Origin of the sequence: Bradyrhizobium sp. LjRoot220 (genome assembly GCF_964252915.1) — a bacterium.
GTDB lineage: Bacteria > Pseudomonadota > Alphaproteobacteria > Rhizobiales > Xanthobacteraceae > Bradyrhizobium.
Genome location: NZ_CAXUPS020000003.1, coordinates 490,556 through 509,262, shown reverse-complemented (window position 1 = coordinate 509,262; position 18,707 = coordinate 490,556). Strand labels below are relative to the sequence as shown.

At 62.3% G+C, this 18,707-nt stretch carries 19 protein-coding genes and 1 pseudogene; 11 read left to right on the top strand and 9 right to left on the bottom strand.

Annotated elements, in window-relative coordinates:
- Positions 1-18 precede the first annotated feature (18 nt).
- From ACSQ84_RS16545 to ACSQ84_RS16535, 3 genes and pseudogenes are all read right to left on the bottom strand, one after another.
- Positions 19-150, bottom strand: a pseudogene (locus ACSQ84_RS16545) (SOS response-associated peptidase); the annotation flags it as partial.
- Positions 151-159: 9 nt separating this feature from the next.
- Positions 160-336 carry a hypothetical protein gene (locus tag ACSQ84_RS16540; protein ID WP_436212747.1) on the bottom strand — a complete coding sequence of 59 codons (177 nt, stop codon included), beginning with the start codon at positions 334-336 and terminating at the stop codon, positions 160-162.
- A 121-nt stretch (positions 337-457) separates the two neighbouring features.
- On the bottom strand, positions 458-691 hold the full coding sequence (locus ACSQ84_RS16535; RefSeq protein WP_436213097.1) for a DUF3551 domain-containing protein: 234 nt from the start codon (positions 689-691) through the stop codon (positions 458-460).
- A gap of 272 nt (positions 692-963) precedes the next feature.
- Between ACSQ84_RS16535 and ACSQ84_RS16530 the strand changes: the two genes are divergently transcribed.
- Genes ACSQ84_RS16530 through ACSQ84_RS16510 form a run of 5 tightly spaced genes read left to right on the top strand, consistent with a single transcriptional unit; the run spans position 964 to position 7,960 of the window.
- Positions 964-1,593 carry a hypothetical protein gene (locus ACSQ84_RS16530; RefSeq protein WP_436212746.1) on the top strand — a complete coding sequence of 210 codons (630 nt, stop codon included), beginning with the start codon at positions 964-966 and terminating at the stop codon, positions 1,591-1,593.
- Positions 1,594-1,641: 48 nt separating this feature from the next.
- The gene (locus ACSQ84_RS16525; RefSeq protein WP_436212745.1) at positions 1,642-3,333 is read left to right on the top strand and encodes an efflux RND transporter periplasmic adaptor subunit; all 1,692 of its coding nucleotides are present in this window, start codon (positions 1,642-1,644) and stop codon (positions 3,331-3,333) included.
- An 8-nt stretch (positions 3,334-3,341) separates the two neighbouring features.
- Entirely contained in the window at positions 3,342-6,461 is a 3,120-nt protein-coding gene (locus ACSQ84_RS16520; protein WP_436213096.1) for an efflux RND transporter permease subunit, read from the top strand.
- A 22-nt stretch (positions 6,462-6,483) separates the two neighbouring features.
- The gene (locus ACSQ84_RS16515) at positions 6,484-6,858 is read left to right on the top strand and encodes a hypothetical protein (RefSeq protein ID WP_436212744.1); all 375 of its coding nucleotides are present in this window, start codon (positions 6,484-6,486) and stop codon (positions 6,856-6,858) included.
- 40 nt (positions 6,859-6,898) lie between these two features.
- On the top strand, positions 6,899-7,960 hold the full coding sequence (locus ACSQ84_RS16510; protein ID WP_436212743.1) for a DMT family transporter: 1,062 nt from the start codon (positions 6,899-6,901) through the stop codon (positions 7,958-7,960).
- A 55-nt stretch (positions 7,961-8,015) separates the two neighbouring features.
- Here the strand turns inward: ACSQ84_RS16510 and aroC are convergent, their stop codons facing one another.
- Together aroC and ACSQ84_RS16500 are read right to left on the bottom strand one after the other, a co-directional pair.
- Entirely contained in the window at positions 8,016-9,101 is a 1,086-nt protein-coding gene (gene aroC / locus ACSQ84_RS16505; RefSeq protein ID WP_436212742.1) for a chorismate synthase, read from the bottom strand.
- A gap of 177 nt (positions 9,102-9,278) precedes the next feature.
- Positions 9,279-9,878, bottom strand: coding sequence for a histidine phosphatase family protein (locus ACSQ84_RS16500; RefSeq protein WP_436212741.1), 600 nt, complete (start codon positions 9,876-9,878; stop codon positions 9,279-9,281).
- Between the two features lie 237 nt (positions 9,879-10,115).
- Between ACSQ84_RS16500 and ACSQ84_RS16495 the strand changes: the two genes are divergently transcribed.
- Together ACSQ84_RS16495 and ACSQ84_RS16490 are read left to right on the top strand one after the other, a co-directional pair.
- Complete coding sequence (locus ACSQ84_RS16495; RefSeq protein WP_436212740.1) at positions 10,116-10,604, top strand: RNA polymerase sigma factor; 489 nt, start codon at positions 10,116-10,118, stop codon at positions 10,602-10,604.
- A gap of 82 nt (positions 10,605-10,686) precedes the next feature.
- Positions 10,687-11,457: an anti-sigma factor family protein gene (locus ACSQ84_RS16490; protein WP_436212739.1), complete on the top strand. Its 771-nt coding sequence runs from the start codon at positions 10,687-10,689 to the stop codon at positions 11,455-11,457.
- Between the two features lie 358 nt (positions 11,458-11,815).
- Here the strand turns inward: ACSQ84_RS16490 and ACSQ84_RS16485 are convergent, their stop codons facing one another.
- Positions 11,816-12,760 carry a DnaJ C-terminal domain-containing protein gene (locus ACSQ84_RS16485; RefSeq protein ID WP_436212738.1) on the bottom strand — a complete coding sequence of 315 codons (945 nt, stop codon included), beginning with the start codon at positions 12,758-12,760 and terminating at the stop codon, positions 11,816-11,818.
- Positions 12,761-12,893: 133 nt separating this feature from the next.
- Positions 12,894-13,304 carry an RT0821/Lpp0805 family surface protein gene (locus ACSQ84_RS16480; protein ID WP_436212737.1) on the bottom strand — a complete coding sequence of 137 codons (411 nt, stop codon included), beginning with the start codon at positions 13,302-13,304 and terminating at the stop codon, positions 12,894-12,896.
- Positions 13,305-13,426: 122 nt separating this feature from the next.
- On the opposite strand from ACSQ84_RS16480, the gene pdxH reads away from it, so the two are divergent.
- Complete coding sequence (gene pdxH, locus ACSQ84_RS16475) at positions 13,427-14,068, top strand: pyridoxamine 5'-phosphate oxidase (RefSeq protein WP_436212736.1); 642 nt, start codon at positions 13,427-13,429, stop codon at positions 14,066-14,068.
- A gap of 56 nt (positions 14,069-14,124) precedes the next feature.
- Positions 14,125-14,877: an SDR family NAD(P)-dependent oxidoreductase gene (locus tag ACSQ84_RS16470; protein WP_436212735.1), complete on the top strand. Its 753-nt coding sequence runs from the start codon at positions 14,125-14,127 to the stop codon at positions 14,875-14,877.
- 271 nt (positions 14,878-15,148) lie between these two features.
- Here the strand turns inward: ACSQ84_RS16470 and ACSQ84_RS16465 are convergent, their stop codons facing one another.
- The gene (locus ACSQ84_RS16465) at positions 15,149-15,379 is read right to left on the bottom strand and encodes a hypothetical protein (RefSeq protein WP_436212734.1); all 231 of its coding nucleotides are present in this window, start codon (positions 15,377-15,379) and stop codon (positions 15,149-15,151) included.
- Positions 15,380-15,608: 229 nt separating this feature from the next.
- Positions 15,609-16,586 carry a magnesium transporter CorA family protein gene (locus ACSQ84_RS16460; RefSeq protein ID WP_436212733.1) on the bottom strand — a complete coding sequence of 326 codons (978 nt, stop codon included), beginning with the start codon at positions 16,584-16,586 and terminating at the stop codon, positions 15,609-15,611.
- A 418-nt stretch (positions 16,587-17,004) separates the two neighbouring features.
- Here ACSQ84_RS16460 and ACSQ84_RS16455 point away from each other — a divergent pair, with 418 nt between their 5' ends.
- Together ACSQ84_RS16455 and ACSQ84_RS16450 are read left to right on the top strand one after the other, a co-directional pair.
- Positions 17,005-17,688, top strand: a complete 684-nt coding sequence (locus ACSQ84_RS16455; protein ID WP_436212732.1) for a L,D-transpeptidase — start codon at positions 17,005-17,007, stop codon at positions 17,686-17,688.
- A 334-nt stretch (positions 17,689-18,022) separates the two neighbouring features.
- Positions 18,023-18,697, top strand: a complete 675-nt coding sequence (locus tag ACSQ84_RS16450) for a L,D-transpeptidase (RefSeq protein ID WP_436212731.1) — start codon at positions 18,023-18,025, stop codon at positions 18,695-18,697.
- The last annotated feature ends 10 nt before the right edge of the window (positions 18,698-18,707 follow it).

Here is an 18,707-nt window from a genome sequence, read left to right as displayed (position 1 = left end):
CCTTCGGCTCCAATCCGCCCTACGAGCTGGGGCCGGATAGTCCGGAAACACGCCCGGCATCGGTGCGAGATTGCCGACATAGCGGTTGACGACGCGGAACAGTCGCGAGATCGCTTCTTGGTTGGTGGTGATGCTGTAGAGATTGCACATCGGCGAAGGCTACGACTGGAATAGTGCGAAGTAGATAACATACAGCCAGCCCAGAATGCCGTGGATGATCGCCCAGAGGATCGACTTGTTCGTGGTGTAGCTGATGGCGATTGCGAGAGCGCTGCCAAAGCCTATGCCGTATTTCGTGCCCTCTGATCGCACCACGTAGTAGCGGCTTCCGTTCATCGTCGCTCCCTCATCATTCACCGCTCGCCCGGCCACCGTGTTGAGGGCGGATCATCGGCTGGAATCTTGTTCGGTCGCAGCGCGACCAGATGACTGCGCTTGTACGGCGTTCCAGGCCCAGCTAATAGGCTCTGCGGTAACGCCGGTCGCGCCCCTGCGGTCCTGTCGCGCCGGCATAGTAGGGATTTATTATACACTGTGCCGCGCGTCCCGATGCCGTCGCGTTGCACTGTGGCAGCGTCGTGTACCTGCAATCGTAGTAGTTGTTTCCCCGGGTCCAGACATGCAGGCAAACCGGAAAAGCCGGATCATACGTCTGGGCGCGAGCCGACGACGTTACCGAGACCGCCAACATCGCCAAAACCAGAACGCGCATCCGAAACTCCCTTGCTCACCAAACTGGCCGCACAGCGATGATCGCCGGGCCACGACGACGGGGCAAGCCGCTACGGCTAGCGGTGAACAACCTGCCGGGTACAACGGAGCGGCCTCAACCAGCGCTATTGGCAGCGACGGCCATCAGGCCCGCAACAGTGACGGGGATAATGATTTCCAGCCGAAAACTTGGTTAGACTGCAGGCGCGGTGAATGGCTGGCTTCGGGCTCCAACAACAGGAGCAAGCCGAAATGCAGACCACCAAGCCCTTCACCGTCATACAGAACGGCAAGCCGCTCTTCACCGTGCACGCCTATTCGATTGAGCAGGCGCGCGCGCTCGTCGCTGCGAAGATCGCGGGCGAGACCATCGTCGTCGCGGTTACGTTCCCTCCAACACCGCAATCTCTTGAAAGCACCTCAAAACTCGCCTACTTATCCAGCGTGAGATGCCGGCTGACCCATCGCATGCGTGGCTTCGCCAGAACGATGATGTTCCTGGCGGTTTCGGCGTTTATGCTGCAGGGGACGCTTATTGCCGTCTCGCAGGCGTCGGCCGCGGCAGGCCTGATGCTGGAGCCTTCGGTCACTCTGAACGGCACCGTGCATATCCACGATCGATTGGCCGGTCACGTGCACGATCACGACCATAGTGATGTGGGTCACGTCCATGATCCCGCTGCACCGGATTACGATTTTGACGGTGCAAACTCATCGTTTTGGACGATATTCGGCGCATCCGTGACTGTTTCGACGTTCGACGCACTGGTCATTCCGTTTGATTTTGCCGGCCGCGTCGAGCCGCCGGCCGTGCAGAGAGCCAACGGAGTCGAACCCGACGCTCTGACCCGACCACCAAGAACCCTCAGCATCGCGTGCTAGGGCGGCCTTTCCGGCCGCTGCCATTTCGCGTGCCTGAAGGGAAATATGATGTCTTGGGTTATGTGCCGCCTGAAAAGGCGCATCGTGCGGCTGGGAGCAATCGGCATCGGTTGCCTGGCGAGCCTGCTGATCAGCTTTGCGGTATCTGTTGCCCATGAGGGGCATGACCACGGCGACGCGGAGAAATCTGCCGTGGTGGCCTCCGCCTATCCAAGGGTCGCGGCGCGATCGGAGCTCTATGAGATTGTCGGCATCCTGAAGGACGACAAATTGTCGATCTTCATCGACGATGCCGCCACCAACGAACCGGTTCGTGACGCGACCATACAGGTTACGGTCGGCAGTGCTGAACCAATCGAGGCCAGGAAAGAACAGAACGGCACCTATTCCGCCGTTCTTCCGGACCGCAATCAAACCGGATCGGTGGAAGTCATTTTCGCGGTCCGTGCCGCGAAGGGCGATGACCTCCTGGTCGATTCCTTCACGTTGCCGCAGGCGGCGGCCGCGCCAGCAAGCCATGCGCATGGTTGGCGTTCCGCCGCCGCAAGCGGCGCAGCCTTTGCCCTCGCCGGTTTGGGACTTGGCCTCCTGTTCGTCTATCTGAGACGCAGGCGGCCGATCGTGGGTGCATCGGCGGGAGTGGCCGCGGCTGCGTGCTTTGCCGTTGCCGCAATCTCGATCGGTGAAGGGCGCAACACCGCAGGCAATCCGAGCACGTCGCCGCCACAGGCCCTCAGCGACGCCCCCAGGCGGCTGCAGGATGGCACCGTCTTTGCCGCCAAGCCGACCCAACGCCTGCTCGATATCCGCACGGCGGTCGCCGAGTCGCGAAGCGTGAGACCTGCGCAGAATCTGATTGGCCGCGTGATCGCCGATCCAAACCGCAGCAGCATCGTGCAGAGTGTTTATGGCGGCCGGATCGTTCCGAGCGAAACCCCGATACCCCGCATCGGCCAGACCGTCAAAAAGGGCGAACTGCTCATCCAGGTCGAACCTCATCTGCCCGTCGCCGATCGAACGACGATCCTGGAAAAGGTCGGCGAAATCGAACAGCTGATCGCGGTCGCGGAGAACAAGATACGTCGGCTGCGGCCCCTTGCCGAACGGGGAGCGGTACCCCAGGGACAAGTCAACGACCTCGAGAGCGAGCTTGAAGGCCTGCGGGCGCGCCGCGAGACCGTCCGGAACTCCCGCACCGGTTACGAGGTGTTGCGCGCGTCGACCGATGGCATCATCACGGCAGCCAAGGTCGTCCCCGGTCAAGTTATCCAGCCGCAGGACGTGCTGTTCCAGATCGCCGATCCGAAGGGATTGTGGGTCGAGGCCTTGTCCTACACCGATATCGATCTCAGCACCTCCGTCGGCGCAACGGCGACCGGCAGCGGCGGGCAATCGATTCCACTGACCTATCTCGGAACCAGCCGTGCCTTGCGGCAGCACGCGTCCGTGGTTCATTTCGCCATCCCGGAGCCGCCGGCCGGGCTCAATATCGGACAGCCGCTCACCGTGACGGTCCAGAGCGGCACGCCTTCGGAGGGCCTGATATTTCCGCGGGATTCCGTCGTGCGAAACAGCAACGGCGAAAACGTCGTCTGGCTCCACGTCGCACCGGAACGCTTCGAGCCGAGGGCCGTGCGAATTCTGCCGGTCGATGCAACGCATGTCGTTGTGGCGGCTGGTCTCGACAAAGAGGAACGGGCGGTGATCCGCGCCTCCGACCTCATCAACCAGATCCGCTAGGAAACGCCATGTTCGAACTCATTGTCCGGACTGGTTTGCGCAATCGCCTGTTTGTATTGGCGATAGCGGCAGCGCTGGTCGCCTATGGCCTCTTTGTCCTGCCCCGGCTTTCGGTTGACGTTCTTCCGGATATCAACCGGCCGGCGGTCAACATCCTGACGGAGGCAGAAGGCCTGGCTCCCCAGGAAGTCGAGCAACTCGTCACGTTCCCCATTGAAACGTCGATGAACGGGATGCCCGGCGTCATTCGCGTGCGTTCGGTGTCCGGCGTTGGGCTTTCGGTGGTTTACGTCGAGTTTGACTGGGGCGTTGACGTCTACCGCGCCCGCCAGTTCGTTTCCGAGCGGCTTGCGCTGATCCGCGAGCAACTGCCGTCTTCAGTCAATCCGCAGATGGGTCCCGTGACCTCCATCATGGGTGAAATCATGCTGATCGCTCTCACCAGCGACGGCAAGGCATCGCCCATGGAGGTTCGCGAGATCGCGGATTTCGTGGTCAGGCCGAAGCTGCTGGCCATTCCAGGGGTCGCCCAGGTCATCCCGATCGGCGGAGAGGTCCGGCAATACCGCGTGACGCCAAACGTAGCGGCCATGCAGGCACTTAAGGTCGACCATGACCAGATCGAACAGGCGGTCGCCCGCTTCGGCACCAACAGCGGCGGCGGATTTGTCGACCAGCATGGCCGCGAGTATCTGATCCGCAACGTGGGCCTTTCCCGGCAGATCGAAGACCTCGGCAACACCGTGGTCGCAACCCGTGACGACCAGTCTATCCTGCTCAAACAGGTGGCCGCGGTCGATTTCGCGGCGCGCGCCAAGCGCGGCGATGCCGGTTACAACGGCAAGCCGGCGGTCATCGTCAGCGTGCAGAAGCAACCAGCGGCGGATACCGTGGCGCTCACGCGGAGCATCGAAGCGACGTTGCACGAGCTTCAGCGCACCATGCCGGCTGGAGTTACCGTGACGAACATCCAGTTTCGCCAGGCGACGTTCATCGAAACCTCGGTCGGCAACGTCAAGCGGGTGTTGATCGAGGCGGCTGTTGTCGTTGCCCTGATCATCTTCCTGTTCCTGATGAATGCACGCGCGACGTTTGTCTCGTTAACCGCCATCCCGATTTCGCTCCTGATCACCGTTCTTGTCTTCTGGGCATTTGGCCTCACGATCAACACGATGACCCTCGGCGGCCTCGCCATTGCGATCGGCGAACTGGTCGACGATGCCGTGGTTGACGTCGAAAATATTCTGCGGCGCCTGCGGGAAAACGCGATGTTGCCGTCGCCTCGCGCCGCTCTGGAAGTGATTGCGCAGGCCAGCCAGGAAGTTCGCTCCAGCATCGTCTATGCAACATTGATCATCGTTCTGGTCTTTGTGCCGCTGTTCGCACTTCCCGGCATCGAGGGAAGGTTGTTCACGCCGCTCGGCACCGCCTACATCGTGTCGATACTCGCCTCGCTGCTCACGTCACTGACGGTCACGCCCGTCCTGTCGTATTACCTGCTTTCCAGCAGGGTTCACGCTGACAGAGGCGACAGCGCGGTCGTACGGACATTGAAGGCGGGCAACCGCTGGCTGCTCGACTGGGCATTTCAACGGCGCCGGATGGTGCTTGGCGCGGTGGCCATCGCGGTCGCTATTGCCGGATATGCCGCAACGCTGATGCCCCGCAGCTTCCTGCCGCCCTTCAACGAAGGGACGCTGGTTCTGTCGCTGCAATACAATCCCGGGATCTCGTTGGCCGAATCCCACCGGCTTGGGTTGCTGGCCGAACAATTGCTGGCAAAAGTTCCGGAAGTGAAATCGGTGGGACGCCGTACCGGCCGCGCGGAACTCGATGAACACGCGGAAGGCGTGCACTATAGCGAAGTCGACGTCGATCTCACGCCATCGAAGCGCCAAAAGGCGGACATTTATGCCGATGTCCGTGAAGCTCTGTCAGGACTGCCGGCCTCGGTGGCGATCGGCCAGCCCATCAGCCACCGGCTGGATCATTTGCAGTCCGGCATACGTGCGCAGGTCGTTCTCAAGATATTCGGGCCGGATATCGAAGTGCTTCGCCAGCTCGCGGAAACCTCGCGCCAGCGCCTTTCATCCATCGCGGGGCTCGTCGACCTTCAGGTCGAAAAGCAGGTACTCATCCCGCAGGTGCGGGTGCAAGTCGATCACGCACGCGCCGCCTTGTATGGCCTCACTCCCGCCGCCGTCACCCACGCGCTCGACACCTTGTCGAACGGACGCAAGGTTTCCCAGATTATCGACGGAAATCGCCGCTTCGACGTCGTCATCCGCCTTTCGGAGCAGGATCGTTCGACCACCGGCCTGCACAACCTTCTGATTCCGACGTCATCGGGATTCGTTCCGCTGAGTTCTCTGGCTGAGATCATCGAGACGGATGGACCGAACCAAATTCAGCGCGAGGGCACCCAGCGACGGATCGTGGTTTATGGCAATGGCGACGGCCGAAGGGACATGAACGAGATAGCCGCCGATATCCGCCGCGCGCTCCTCGAGCTGAATTTTCCCCAAGGCTACACGACGAACCTGGAAGGTACATTTCAGGCACAGGAGGAAGCCGCCTGGCGCATCGGGATATTGTCGCTGGCGTCGCTCGCGATGATATTCGTCGTTCTGTACAGCCGTTATCGGTCCACCGCCCTGGCGCTGATCGTCATGGGTAGCATCCCCCTCGCCTTGATCGGCAGCGTCCTGGCGTTGAAGATCGCCGGGCAACCGTTGTCGGTCGCCTCGATGATCGGCTTTATTACGCTCGCTGGTATTTCAGCGCGAAACGGCATTCTCAAGATATCCCACTACATCAATCTGGCGCTTCATGAAGGCGAGCAGTTTGGTGTCGGCCTGATCGTTCGCGGCAGCTTGCAGCGACTGAGCCCCGTCATGATGACGGCGTTGTGCGCCGGGCTCGCCCTTACTCCGCTTTTGTTCGGGGCTGACGAACCCGGACGAGAGATTCTGCATCCGTTCGCCGTCACGATCTTCGGCGGACTGTTGAGTGCCACGGTGCTCGATACCGTTGTCACGCCCCTGCTCTTTCTACTGCTTGGCAGAAAGCCTCTGGAACGTCTGTTGAGCGAACATACGGCAAAGCTAACCCCTGCAACCGCCTACTAATCCAACCAACTGGAGAACAGAAATGATCAAGTACATCTTCCTCGCTGCCATCGCTGCCATCATCGCAATGCCGGACACTGCCGCCGCACAAGCCAAGAAAGGCAAAAACGGCGGACCCGTTGTCACATCGCAAGGACATCCGATCGAGTTCGTGCGAAAGGGTCAGGAAATCGTCTTTTACGTGAGCGACGACGATGGCTCGCCGCTTTCGACGAAGGAGATGCGGGGCCGTGCCACCATTCAGGATGGCGGCAAGACGACAACGGTGGCGCTCAGCCCGGCGAGCCCGAACATGATGAGCGGAAAGCTCGAGAGCGAACTTTCACCGCAAGCCCGCATTGTCTTTTCGGGCAGCCTGCACGGTCATTCACTGACCGCACGATACACCAACCAATAGCGGCGGCCGGCTGGTTCTACCGTTGTCCTTGGGACGCGACATGAACGTAGAACGATCGTCCAACAAGATACCCGGCGTGCCGCTTGCGCTGGGTTCGGCGGTGCTGTTTGGCGCGAGCGCACCGCTATCGAAGGTGCTGCTCGGCAGCACCGACCCGCAGATGCTGGCGGGGCTGCTATACGTCGGCGCGGGTTTCGGCCTCGCCGGCGTGCACATCCTGCGTGCGGCCTTCGGCCTTTCCGATGCCGAGGCGCCACCTCGGCGGCACGATATCCCGTGGCTGATCGCCGTCATTGCGTTCGGCGGCGTTCTCGGGCCGTTACTGATGATGCTAGGCCTCAGCCGGACGTCGGCCGCCTCTGGATCGCTGCTGCTCAATCTCGAAGGTCTCGCGACCATGGCGATTGCGTGGCTGGTCTTCCGTGAGAATGTTGACCGGCGCCTGGTGTTGGGCGCGCTTTCGATCGTGCTGGGCGCGCTGCTATTGTCTTGGGATGGTCAAAGCGTATCGCTCGATATCGGGGCGGCGCTCATCATCGCCGCGTGCCTATGCTGGGGCATCGACAACAATCTGACGCGCAAGCTGTCGTCCGCCGACCCGGTTATCATCGCGATGATCAAGGGCCTGGTCGCCGGAGGTACGAATATCGGCATCGCGTTCTGGCGTGGTGTCGCAGTTCCCCCGCTCCAGTTTACTGGCCTGTCGGCGCTGCTGGGATTTTTCGCGATCGGCCTCAGCCTTGTTCTCTTTATTCTGGCGCTCCGCCATCTTGGCACGGCTCGCACCGGCGCCTATTTCTCGCTCGCACCTTTCATTGGAGCCCTGATCGCGGTTGCGCTGGGGGAGCCGATGACGCTCCAGCTTGGCGCGGCAGCATTGCTGATGGGTCTGGGACTATGGCTGCATTTGGCGGAACGGCACGAACATGATCACGTTCATGAACCGATATCGCACGAGCACGGCCATGTTCACGACGAGCACCACCAGCATGACCACGACGGACCGGTGACAGAACCTCATTCGCATTGGCATGAACACAAGCCGATGCGGCACAAGCATCCGCATTATCCCGATTTGCACCATCGTCACGGGCACGAATGACTTGACGGCGCGGGCGTCGCTGATGTCGGCGGCACAAACGCCGGAAATGACGCCGTCAGCCGACCTGGCCGCGGTGCCGCAGCAGATGATCCGCCAGCACGCAGGCCATCATGGCCTCGCCGACCGGGACCGCGCGGATGCCGACGCAGGGATCGTGGCGGCCCTTGGTCATGATGTCGGTGTCGGCGCCTGAGCGGTCCACGGTCTGGCGCGGCGACAGGATCGACGACGTCGGCTTGACCGCAAAGCGCACCACCACCGGCTGGCCGGTGGAGATGCCGCCCAGCACGCCGCCAGCATGGTTCGACAAAAAGCGCGTGCCGGTGTTGCCGGTGCGCATCTCGTCGGCGTTTTGCTCGCCCGACAATTCGGCGGCGCCGAAACCCGCCCCGATCTCGACGCCCTTGACTGCGTTGATGCTCATCATCGCCGCCGCCAGTTCGCCGTCGAGCTTGGCGTAGATCGGCGCGCCGAGGCCGGCCGGCACGCCTTCGGCGACGACTTCGATCACGGCGCCGATCGAGGAGCCGCTCTTGCGGATGCCGTCGAGATATTGCTCGAAGAACGCGGCCTTGTCCTTATCGGGGCAGAAGAACGGATTGCGCGCGATCTCGTCCCAGTCCCACTTTGCGCGATCGATCTTGTGCGGGCCCATCTGCACCAGCGCACCGCGCACTTTGACGTCGGGGAGGATCTTTCGCGCGATGGCGCCGGCCGCGACGCGTGTCGCGGTCTCGCGCGCCGACGAGCGCCCGCCGCCGCGATAATCGCGCAGGCCGTATTTGGCCTCATAGGTGAAGTCGGCATGGCCCGGCCGGAACTTGTCCTTGATCTCGGAATAGTCCTTCGAACGCTGGTCGGTGTTCTCGATCAGAAGCGCGATCGGCGTTCCCGTCGTCACCTGCACGCCGGTCTCGGGATGCGCCATCACGCCCGAAAGGATTTTGACCGCATCGGCTTCCTGGCGCTGGGTGGTGAAGCGCGACTGGCCGGGACGGCGGCGATCGAGGTCGCGCTGGATGTCTTCGTTGGTGAGCGGGATCAGCGGCGGGCAGCCATCGACCACGCAGCCGATCGCGATCCCGTGGCTCTCGCCGAAGGTCGTGACCCGGAACATGTGGCCGAAGGTGTTGAAGGACATGGTGCTTCGCGCTTGTGCTTACGTTGACAGACAACGATTATGTCGTGTGGTAACGCGCGCGCCCCCCGCGGTCAAACCGCTAGACCGTCATTCCGGGATGGTCCGAAGGACCAGACCCGGAATCTCGAGATTCCGGGTTCGCTTCGCGCTCCGGAATGACGGGGGATGGATGCAGATTTAACTATACTTCCGCAGCGCCCCGCCCTGGAACACGTAAACCGCGCCCTGCTCGATGGTCAGGTCGGCGGCGCTGAGGGGTGTTTCGATGCCGAGCGCCACCATCAGGGCGCGGGCGGTGCCGCCATGCGCCACGGCAACGGTGTCGGCGGTTACGGACGCATACCACTGCTGCATCCTGGCCTGGACCTCGACATAGCTCTCGCCGCCCGGCGGCGACACCGTCCATTTCCCGGTCTGGCGCCTGGCATAAAGCTCAGGCTCGCGCAGCTGCAGCTCCGGCAGCGTCGCGCCTTCCCACTGGCCATAGCCGATTTCGCGCAGCCGGTCGTCGAGCGCGTAACCGCTTTGCGGCAGCTTCAGTGAACCGCGCACCAGCTCCATCGTCGCGCGGGCGCGGATCAGCGGGCTTGCGACAAACGCCAGCGAGGATTTGTCGCGGCCGTCGCGCGCGAAGAGATCGCCGAGGACATGGCCGGCATGGGCCGCCTGCCTGCGGCCGAGATCGTTCAGCGGAATGTCCTGCGCGCCCTGCAACCGGCCTTCCGCATTCCACGACGTCTCGCCATGGCGAATGTAATAGATGACGGGCGCAGGCATCGGACTGGCGGCTATTCCTTAGGCGACGAATGGGAAAGCGAATCCAATCGCGCTTTGGTATTATGGTTGGAGGTACACCAGCGCTCCACCGCGGTACAGCCCAAATACGCTTCGGATTATCCTTTGGGATTAACGCTGTTTCGCTGGCGCCTGCTCCATGATCGGAATAGACGCGTCAATCGGGTGTTATGTTGGAAAAGGCGTTCGCGCCGGAAATGAACTGAAGACCTGGTGACAATGACCGCGCTTCGCCAAAGTGTCGAAACCATGATCCCGGCGCTGCGCCGCTACGCGCGAGCGCTGGCGCGCGACGCCGATATCGCCGACGATCTGGTGCAGGACACGCTGGTGCGCGCGCTGCGTTCGGAACGGCTGTTTCTCGGCGGCGATGTCAGGAGCTGGCTCTATACGATCCTGACCAACCTCAACAAGAACCGGCGGCGATCGCTGGCGCGGCGGCCGCAATTCATGCCGCTGCTCGACAACAACCCGGACGCCAGCGGGACCGAAGCCGAAGGCCGCGACATCGCGCGGGCGCTGTCGACGCTGGTGGAAGAGCAGCGCTCGGTGCTGCTGCTGGTGATGCTGGAAGGGTTGAGTTACCGCGAGGTCGCCGACATCCAGGGCGTCCCGATCGGCACCGTGATGTCGCGGCTTGCCCGTGCGCGCGCGCACGTCAAAGCCTCGCTCGAGGGCGAACGCGCCGCGCTCAGACGGGTGAAGTGATGCAGGCGATGAGAGCAAGACGCGTGATGGCAGGCGATATGCATAGGCAGATGGCGGCCAGGAATAGACAGAGACGACGACGATGACCGAACCCCGTATTCCCGTCACCGAAGACGAGCTGCATGCCTACGTCGACAACGAGCTGCCGGCGGAGCGCCGCGGCGATGTCGAAGCGTGGCTCGCCGCGCATCCCGACGATGCGGCGCGGGTGCGGTCGTGGCGCACGATGGCGGAAGCGCTGCACGTCCGCTACGACGCGGTCGTCGATGAGGCGGTGCCAAAGCGGCTCGAGATCGAGCGGCTGGTGCGGCAGCCGCGCAAATGGGTCTACGGCGCGATTGCCGCGACGCTTATGGCGTTCATCGTCGGCGGCGGCGTCGGCTGGATGGCGCGCGGGGCGGCAGCGGCCCCGTCGGCGATCCAGAATTTCACGGTTCATGCGCTCGAAGCGCACCGGCTCTACGTGGTCGAAGTACGTCATCCCGTCGAAGTACCCGGCAGCGAACGCGCGCATCTGCAGGCCTGGCTGACCAAGCGCTGCGGCTGGCTGGTGCGTGCGCCGGAACTGACCGCGGCTGGATTGAAGCTGGTCGGCGGACGGCTGTTGCCCGGCTCCGGCGGTCCTGCATCCTTCATGATGTATGAGAGCACATCGGGCGAACGCTTCACGATCTACTCCGCAAAATCGGAGGCCGAGGCGACGCAGATGCGCTTTTCATCACAGGGCAAGGAAAGCGCCTTGTTCTGGGCCGATCGCGGCGTTGCCTATGTGGTGAGCGGCGTCGGTGACCGTGCCCGGCTGACGCAGATCGCCCAATCGGTCTACGACCAGATGGAGAAGACCGGGGGCTGAACCAGGTCCACCACCGGTTGCGCCAGTCACCTGTTGAGGCTTTAGGTCAAGCCGCTTGTCCCAATTCTGACATCGAAAATCTGGAATCAGGACATCGGCGCGTCTCATTATCGCACCGGGTGATCACGCGAAAATGAGCAGCGCTCGATCCGCCGATCAGCGCAAGCGGCCTCGATCGGGGTTTGGTACCGCGCTGGTCCCCCTGTCGAGGCCGCCCTTTTTTGCAGGGCGGCCGGATCTTCTCATCGGGAAGTACCCCGCCGCACTCCGCTCGCTGGTCGGACCTGTTTTTGGCCGGACGTATTTTTGGTCAGGCGTGTTTTTGGTCAGGCGTGTTTTTGGTCAGGCGTGTTTTTAGTCAGCCGAGATCACTGCGCGGATTGTAAGGATGGCCGTCGCGCCACTTTTCCATCAATGCTTCAAGCTCGGCATCGTTCCCGTCGGGCAGGATAATCCGGGTGGTGACGAACAGGTCGCCGGTCCCGCCTGCCTTCGGCAGGCCCTTGCCCTTGAGACGGAAAGTGCGGCCGCTGGAGGTGTTCTTCGGGATCGGAAATTCGACCGCGCTGCCGAGCGTCGGCACCCGAACCTTGGCCCCGAGCACCGCCTCATAGAGCGTGATCGGCAGATCAAGCCGCAAATCGCTGCCGTCGATCTTGAAGAAGGGATGCGGCGCCACGCTGACGGTGATCAGGAGGTCGCCCGGCGGATGGCCCGGCGCGGTCTCGCCCTGGCCCTTCAGCCGGATCTGCTGGCCGGGGGCGACGCCTGGCGGAATCTTGACGTTGAGCTCCTTGCCGGTCGGCAACCTGACGCGCTTGTCGGCGCCCTTGACCGACTCCTCCAGCGACACCGTCATGGCAACGCTGAGATCGAGATCGAGGCCGATGCCGCCGGTGTCGAATTCAAAGGCGCTGCCGGCGCCGGGACGCTGCCCGCGGGCCGCGCCGCCGAACATGCTGTTGAGGATGTCCTCGAAGCCGCCACCGCCGCCGCTTCGGAAGGTGTGGGTTTCGAATCCGCCGCCCGGGCCTCCGGCACGGCCGCGCGGGCCGCCGCCGGGAAAGCCCTGGAAGCGCGGCTTGCCCTCGGCGTCGATTTCGCCGCGGTCGAACTGCTTGCGCTTGTCCTCGTCGCCGATGATCTCGTTGGCCGCGTTGATCTCGGAAAACCGCGCCGCGGATTTCGGATCGTTGGTGTTGTTGTCGGGGTGATGCTTCTTGGCGAGCTTGCGGTAGGCACTCTTGATCGCCGCAGCGCTGGCGCCCCGCGGCACCCCCAAGACCTCATAGGGGTCGCGCATCCGTCACGTCTCCTTCACGGAAATGGTTCTGACTTCGGGCATTTCGCCCACTTTGCCTTCATCTGGGGAGCCAGTTGCATTTTTGCAACTCCCTTGACGACTTCTGGCGACTTCGAAAAACGCTTGGAGCAGTCTAGCCCCGTTTCCACGGCCTGAGGCTATGAATTTCCCACCGGCCCTGACCGCCCTTGCAGGCGGCGCCCTGCAGCCAGCTTTCCGCACGCCCCTTGACGTAGCTGGCCAGGAAATCCCGGCAGGTACGGCCGTCGTCGGCAGCATAGGCCTGGGACAGCGGCGTCACCGAACCCCGCGCGCCGGTCTCGGGGTTTTCCCAAGGCTGGCTGGAATCCTTGCCGCCTTTTGTCAGCACATCGGAGGCGGCGGTGCGGGCAAAAGCCAGATCGCTCTCGGTCGGCACCGGCGGGTCGGCCGGCGGCGTAACCGAGCCGGTCACCTCATTCTTCTCGTCCATCCTGGCGAAGGCGCCGCCATCCGGACGCAGGCTGCAGCCGCCCGCGCCAAAGCCGATCAAAATCATGGTCATCACCGCGCCCGCCGGCCGGATCGCCGATAGGCCAATGCGTCGCCATGTCCTATATAGGGCGAACCTATACCGGGGCGGTAACGCGCTCTCGGACGCGAACGGACGCAACTGGAACTCCTGGCATGACCGACACAAGCTCCATCAAACACCCGGCACCGTTAACATCGGGTGATTTTACCGCCGCCGAAGAACCGTTTGCGTTGTTCGGCGAGTGGTTTGCGGAAGCCGTGAAGGCGGAGCCGAACGATCCCAACGCGATGGCGCTGGCAACCGTCGATGCCGACGGCCTGCCGGATGTCCGGATGGTGCTGATGAAAGGCTATGATGCGAACGGTTTCGTGTTCTACAGCCACGTCGCCAGCCAGAAGGGCCGCGAACTGGCCGCAAATCCTAAGGCGGCTTTACTATTTCACTGGAAATCGCTGCGCCGGCAGGTGCGCATCCGCGGCAACGTGTCGCCCGTGACGCCGGAAGAAGCCGACGCCTATTTCGCCACCCGCCCGAAGCAGGCGCAGATCGGCGCCTGGGCCTCTAAGCAATCGCAGCCGCTGGAAAGCCGCTTTGCCTTCGAGCAGGCGATCGCGCTGGTCGCCGCCAAGCATATCATCGGCGAAGTGCCGCGGCCGCCGGGCTGGAGCGGCTGGCGCATCGAGCCGATCCGTTTCGAATTCTGGCACGACCGTCCGTTCCGCCTCCATGACCGCATCGAATTCCGCCGCGACGCGCCGGTCCAGCCATGGTTTAAACAGCGGCTCTATCCCTGAAGTAAATCGTCATGCCCGGCCTTGTGCCGGGCATGACGAAAGCAAGAGAACCACTTATGTCGACTTCCACCAACGCGCCGCGACGCACGCTGCTCCTGACCGGAGCGAGCCGCGGCATTGGCCATGCCACCGTGATCCGCTTTTCCTCGGCCGGCTGGCGCGTCATCACCTGCTCGCGGCATCCTTTTCCCGACAACTGCCCGTGGGACGCCGGGCCGGAGGATCACATCCAGGTCGATCTTGCCGACCATGCCGACACCACGCGGGCGATTTCGGAAATCCGCAATCGGCTCGAGGGCGGTGCGCTGCATGCGCTGGTCAACAATGCCGCGATCTCGCCCAAGGGCGCCGGCGGCACGCGGATGGGCACCATGGACACCGACATCGAGACCTGGAGCCATGTGTTCCGGGTGAATTTCTTTGCGCCCATCATGATGGCGCGCGGGCTGATCGAGGAATTGAAGGCCACCAGGGGCTCGGTGGTGAACGTCACCTCGATCGCGGGCTCGCGCGTGCACCCGTTCGCGGGCGTGGCCTATGCGACCTCGAAGGCGGCGCTGGCTTCCCTGACACGTGAAATGGCCTCCGATTTCGGCCGCGTCGGCGTGCGCGTCAATTCGATCGCGCCGGGCGAGATCGACACCTCGATCCTGTCGCCGGGCACCGAGAAGATCGTCGACCAGCAGATTCCGATGCACCGGCTCGGCACACCGGACGAGGTCGCCAAGATCATCTACGTGCTGTGTACCGACACCAGTTCGTACGTGAACGGCGCCGAGATCCACATCAACGGCGGCCAGCACGTCTAAAATATCGAAAACAACCCCATGCAAAGAAAGGAACCCTATGTAAACAAAGGGGTTCGTAAACAAAGGGGTTCGCTGGCGTGGAGCTTGGCCCGCAAAAACATTTTGACACGTCGGGCAAATCACCCGCACGATTCCATCATCGCGCAATTTGCAGCGCCCATGGCCTGCCCGGCAACGGGCCTTCGGCGCGGCAGCAAAAATCCCCGCGAACCGGTCCCTGCCCCGCATCATGCGCGGGGCAGGCTGTCGCTCGAAAGCGCTTTTGCGCGCGTCACTCAGCGTAGAACTTGCTGCGCGTCTTTCTCGGCTTGCTGCGCTCGGCCGATGCGTCGACGTTGAAGGCGCTGGAGCATTCGTCTTCGTTCTCGCCGTCTGCAAGCGCGGCACCGCAATGCCGGCAAACACGCGCCGCGATCGCCTGCGCCTTGCCAACGCTGCGGCCCTGTTGATAGCGCGCAAAATCGATGACGTTGCGTGGTGGCGTTATGTATTTTTCAACCATTGTGTCCTCGCGGCCTGAGGCACGTTTTATCGCAGACAAATTTCGCTCAATCGTTCAGCGCAACGCTCAAATTTTATTCGTACAAATGGGGCGGGTTCCTGACTTTTTTTCAGGTGTATGAATGCACTGGAGAACAGCCGTGCGCCTTAACACCCCGGTGACCACGGTCACACCTCGGTGACCACGGTCACGCCGGTGACGACACTTTTTGGTGACTATGGTCGCGTGACTACAGCCACTTCTTCCATCTGAAAAGGAAGTAAGGCAGCACGGCTGCCATGAGCATCATCACCAGCGCCATCGGATAGCCGTGCGCCCATTCGAGTTCCGGCATCGCCTTGAAATTCATGCCGTAGATCGAGGCGATCAGCGTCGGCGGCATCAAGACCACGGCCATCACCGAGAATAGCTTGATGATGTTGTTCTGCTCGAGATTGACGACGCCCAGCATGGCATCGAGCACAAACGTGATCTTGTTGGAGAGGTAGGAGGCGTGGTCGGTCAGCGAGGCGACGTCACGCTGCATGGTCTTGAGCTGCTCGCGCATGTCCTTGGACCATTTGACGCCTTCCATGACCGCCGACAGGAAGGTGACGACACGGCCGACCGAGACCAGGCTCTCGCGGACCTTGGAGGTCAAATCGCCCTTGCGGCCGATCGCGATCAGGATCTGCGAATATCGCTTGGCCTGGCCGTGACGCTCGCTTTCGGGTTCGAAGATGTCATGCGAGACTTGGTCGACGTCGGCGCCGACCTTCTCCAGAATGTCGGCGCAACGATCGATCACCGCGTCGACAAGTTCCATCAGCACCATTTCGCCTGATATGCCGGGCATGCACGACCGCCCCAGCTTGTTCTCCACCAGGGCAAACGGCTTCGGCATGTCGTAGCGCACGGTTACCAACCGGTGACCGGCCATGATGAAGGTGACGGCCGTCGTCCGCGGCATGTCGGTGTCGGAATGGCACATCAGCGTCGCGGTCATGTAGCGCGCGCCGTTCTCGATATAGAGCCGGCTGGAAATCTCGATCTCCTGCATGTCCTCCCGGGTCGGCACCGCGATCCCGGTCAGCCGTTCCACTGCCCGGTCTTCCTCGGTCGTCGGTTTCACCATGTCGATCCAGACCGCGCTTTCCGGCAAAGTCGCCGCGTCCGCCACCGCGACTTTCTTCAGGGAGGATTCGGACGGGACATACACTGACAACATGGGGAACTCCGGAACAGGGCAACCGTATTGGTCTTGGTGGCTTCAGTCTTGGCGTCTTCAGTCTTGGTTTCTTGGCGAACCGGTAGCCGTTTCGCGCGAAAACGCACAGGCACCCAGCGGACTAAACGCGATTCTGGCAAGCGCTTGATGACCGGCGTATTAACCCGCCGTCCACATTTATGGCGATGAGGTGGCGTCAACGTGGCTACGATTCGGCAAGAACGCCGGCATTGCCTGGAAATCAACCGGAAATCGCAAAACTTGCGGCAAAAAAGCCACAGCGAGGCTCCCGCAGTGCCGAACAAGCGCGTAAGCACTGGAATGATGGCCGGTTTTTGCCGATAATGGGATTAATGGAATCGTGGCGTTTCCGGCGCAATGTTGGCGCGTGACCGCGATCTTCGATTGGAAGTGCGCAATGACGTCGCTGAAGGCAAAGTTGGGAATTCTGGCTGCGGGCCTGATGTTGTCGGGCTGCATGCAGACCACGAGCTATCAGGCTGCGCCGGAGGCCACGCTCAAGCCGGCGGACAAGGTCCAGCTTGCCAAGGCGCGTTACGCCAAGGTTGCCGTGGCCGAACCGTTCCGCCGCGCCATCGTCGATTATCACCGCCGCGAACTGCCCGGCACGATCGTAGTCGATTCCGACAACCACTATCTTTACCTGGTGCAGGATGGCGGCAAGGCGATCCGCTACGGCATCACCGTCGGCGAAGAAGCCCTCGCCTTCTCCGGCATTGCCAAGGTCGGCAACATGGCGGAATGGCCGAAATGGACGCCGACTGCGGATATTCACAGACGCATCGAAGGTTTGCCGGCGTCGGTGCCCGGCGGCGTCGACAATCCGCTCGGCGCCCGCGCGCTTTATCTTTATCAGGGCGGCCGCGACACCCTGTTCCGGATTCACGGCACCAACCAGCCGGAATATATCGGCGCATCGATTTCCTCGGGTTGCATTCGCATGACCAATGAGGACGTCATCGACCTCTACAGCAAGGTCAAGCAAGGCACGATCGTGGTGGTGCTGGCCCCGAAGCAGGGTGACTCGCCGTACAATTCGAAGATGGCGCTCCAGGGCGGCGGCGGCAACGTGATGCAATAGCTGAAAGCATCACCTCGCAACGAGATCAGAACGCCGGCTTTGCCGGCGTTTTTTATTGCCTGGCGGTCGCGTCGGATGCCTTCCGCAAACGCGCCCAGCCGACCGGGTTGAAGCCGCGTGCGTGGCCAAAATATCAATCCGAAATCACGCGCTCTGCAGCAACGCGGCCAGAAAGACACAGCCGTCATTCCGCGGCGCCCAACAGACACGCAAACGCTGGAATTGCGACCGGTTTCAACAATGATGCGGCCAACGAATCGTCACGTTTAAGGCTCCAGATTGGCGCAGCGAACGCAAGGTTTGGAACGCAAAGCATTGCGACTGGACGTGCACGATGTCGTCGCTGAAACTTATGCTGGGAATAATCGCCGCCGCCCTGACGCTTTCAGGCTGCATGCAGAGCGCGACCTATGAGGCGACCAACGTCCAGAATTTCAAGCCGCGCGACAGGGAATTGCTGGCCAGGACCAGCTACGCCAAAGTGGCCGTAGCCGAACGATTCCGCCGCGCCATCGTCGATTACCACCGCAAGGAAGCGCCCGGATCGATCGTGATCGATTCCGACAACCACTACCTTTACTACGTGCAGCCCGGCGGCAAGGCGATCCGCTACGGCATCACCGTCGGCGAAGAAGCCATGGCCTGGTCAGGCATCGCCAAGGTCGGCCGCAAGGCCGAGTGGCCGGCCTGGCATCCGACCCCGGGTGAAATCGCGCGCCTGGGTGTTCCGAAATTCGTCGCACCGGGGCCGGACAATCCGATGGGCGCGCGCGCGCTGTATCTTTACTCCGGCAACAAGGACACGCTGTTTCGGATTCACGGCACCAACCAGCCGGAATATATCGGCGCGTCGATCTCCTCGGGCTGCATCCGCATGACCAACGAGGACGCGATCGATCTTTATGATCGCGTCGAGCTCGGTACGATCGTGGTGATGCTGGAGCCGAAGAGCGGCGACTCGCCGTTCAATTCGAAGATGGCGCTGCGTAGCGGCCCGAGGCCGCACTGACCGACGGACT

Coding starts and splice junctions, on each gene's coding strand:
- ACSQ84_RS16540 (WP_436212747.1), bottom strand. CDS start 336: ATGAACGGAAGCCGCTACTACGTGGTGCGATCAGAGGGCACGAAATAC.
- ACSQ84_RS16535 (WP_436213097.1), bottom strand. CDS start 691: ATGTTGGCGGTCTCGGTAACGTCGTCGGCTCGCGCCCAGACGTATGAT.
- ACSQ84_RS16530 (WP_436212746.1), top strand. CDS start 964: ATGCAGACCACCAAGCCCTTCACCGTCATACAGAACGGCAAGCCGCTC.
- ACSQ84_RS16525 (WP_436212745.1), top strand. CDS start 1,642: ATGTCTTGGGTTATGTGCCGCCTGAAAAGGCGCATCGTGCGGCTGGGA.
- ACSQ84_RS16520 (WP_436213096.1), top strand. CDS start 3,342: ATGTTCGAACTCATTGTCCGGACTGGTTTGCGCAATCGCCTGTTTGTA.
- ACSQ84_RS16515 (WP_436212744.1), top strand. CDS start 6,484: ATGATCAAGTACATCTTCCTCGCTGCCATCGCTGCCATCATCGCAATG.
- ACSQ84_RS16510 (WP_436212743.1), top strand. CDS start 6,899: ATGAACGTAGAACGATCGTCCAACAAGATACCCGGCGTGCCGCTTGCG.
- aroC (WP_436212742.1), bottom strand. CDS start 9,101: ATGTCCTTCAACACCTTCGGCCACATGTTCCGGGTCACGACCTTCGGC.
- ACSQ84_RS16500 (WP_436212741.1), bottom strand. CDS start 9,878: ATGCCTGCGCCCGTCATCTATTACATTCGCCATGGCGAGACGTCGTGG.
- ACSQ84_RS16495 (WP_436212740.1), top strand. CDS start 10,116: ATGACCGCGCTTCGCCAAAGTGTCGAAACCATGATCCCGGCGCTGCGC.
- ACSQ84_RS16490 (WP_436212739.1), top strand. CDS start 10,687: ATGACCGAACCCCGTATTCCCGTCACCGAAGACGAGCTGCATGCCTAC.
- ACSQ84_RS16485 (WP_436212738.1), bottom strand. CDS start 12,760: ATGCGCGACCCCTATGAGGTCTTGGGGGTGCCGCGGGGCGCCAGCGCT.
- ACSQ84_RS16480 (WP_436212737.1), bottom strand. CDS start 13,304: ATGACCATGATTTTGATCGGCTTTGGCGCGGGCGGCTGCAGCCTGCGT.
- pdxH (WP_436212736.1), top strand. CDS start 13,427: ATGACCGACACAAGCTCCATCAAACACCCGGCACCGTTAACATCGGGT.
- ACSQ84_RS16470 (WP_436212735.1), top strand. CDS start 14,125: ATGTCGACTTCCACCAACGCGCCGCGACGCACGCTGCTCCTGACCGGA.
- ACSQ84_RS16465 (WP_436212734.1), bottom strand. CDS start 15,379: ATGGTTGAAAAATACATAACGCCACCACGCAACGTCATCGATTTTGCG.
- ACSQ84_RS16460 (WP_436212733.1), bottom strand. CDS start 16,586: ATGTTGTCAGTGTATGTCCCGTCCGAATCCTCCCTGAAGAAAGTCGCG.
- ACSQ84_RS16455 (WP_436212732.1), top strand. CDS start 17,005: ATGACGTCGCTGAAGGCAAAGTTGGGAATTCTGGCTGCGGGCCTGATG.
- ACSQ84_RS16450 (WP_436212731.1), top strand. CDS start 18,023: ATGTCGTCGCTGAAACTTATGCTGGGAATAATCGCCGCCGCCCTGACG.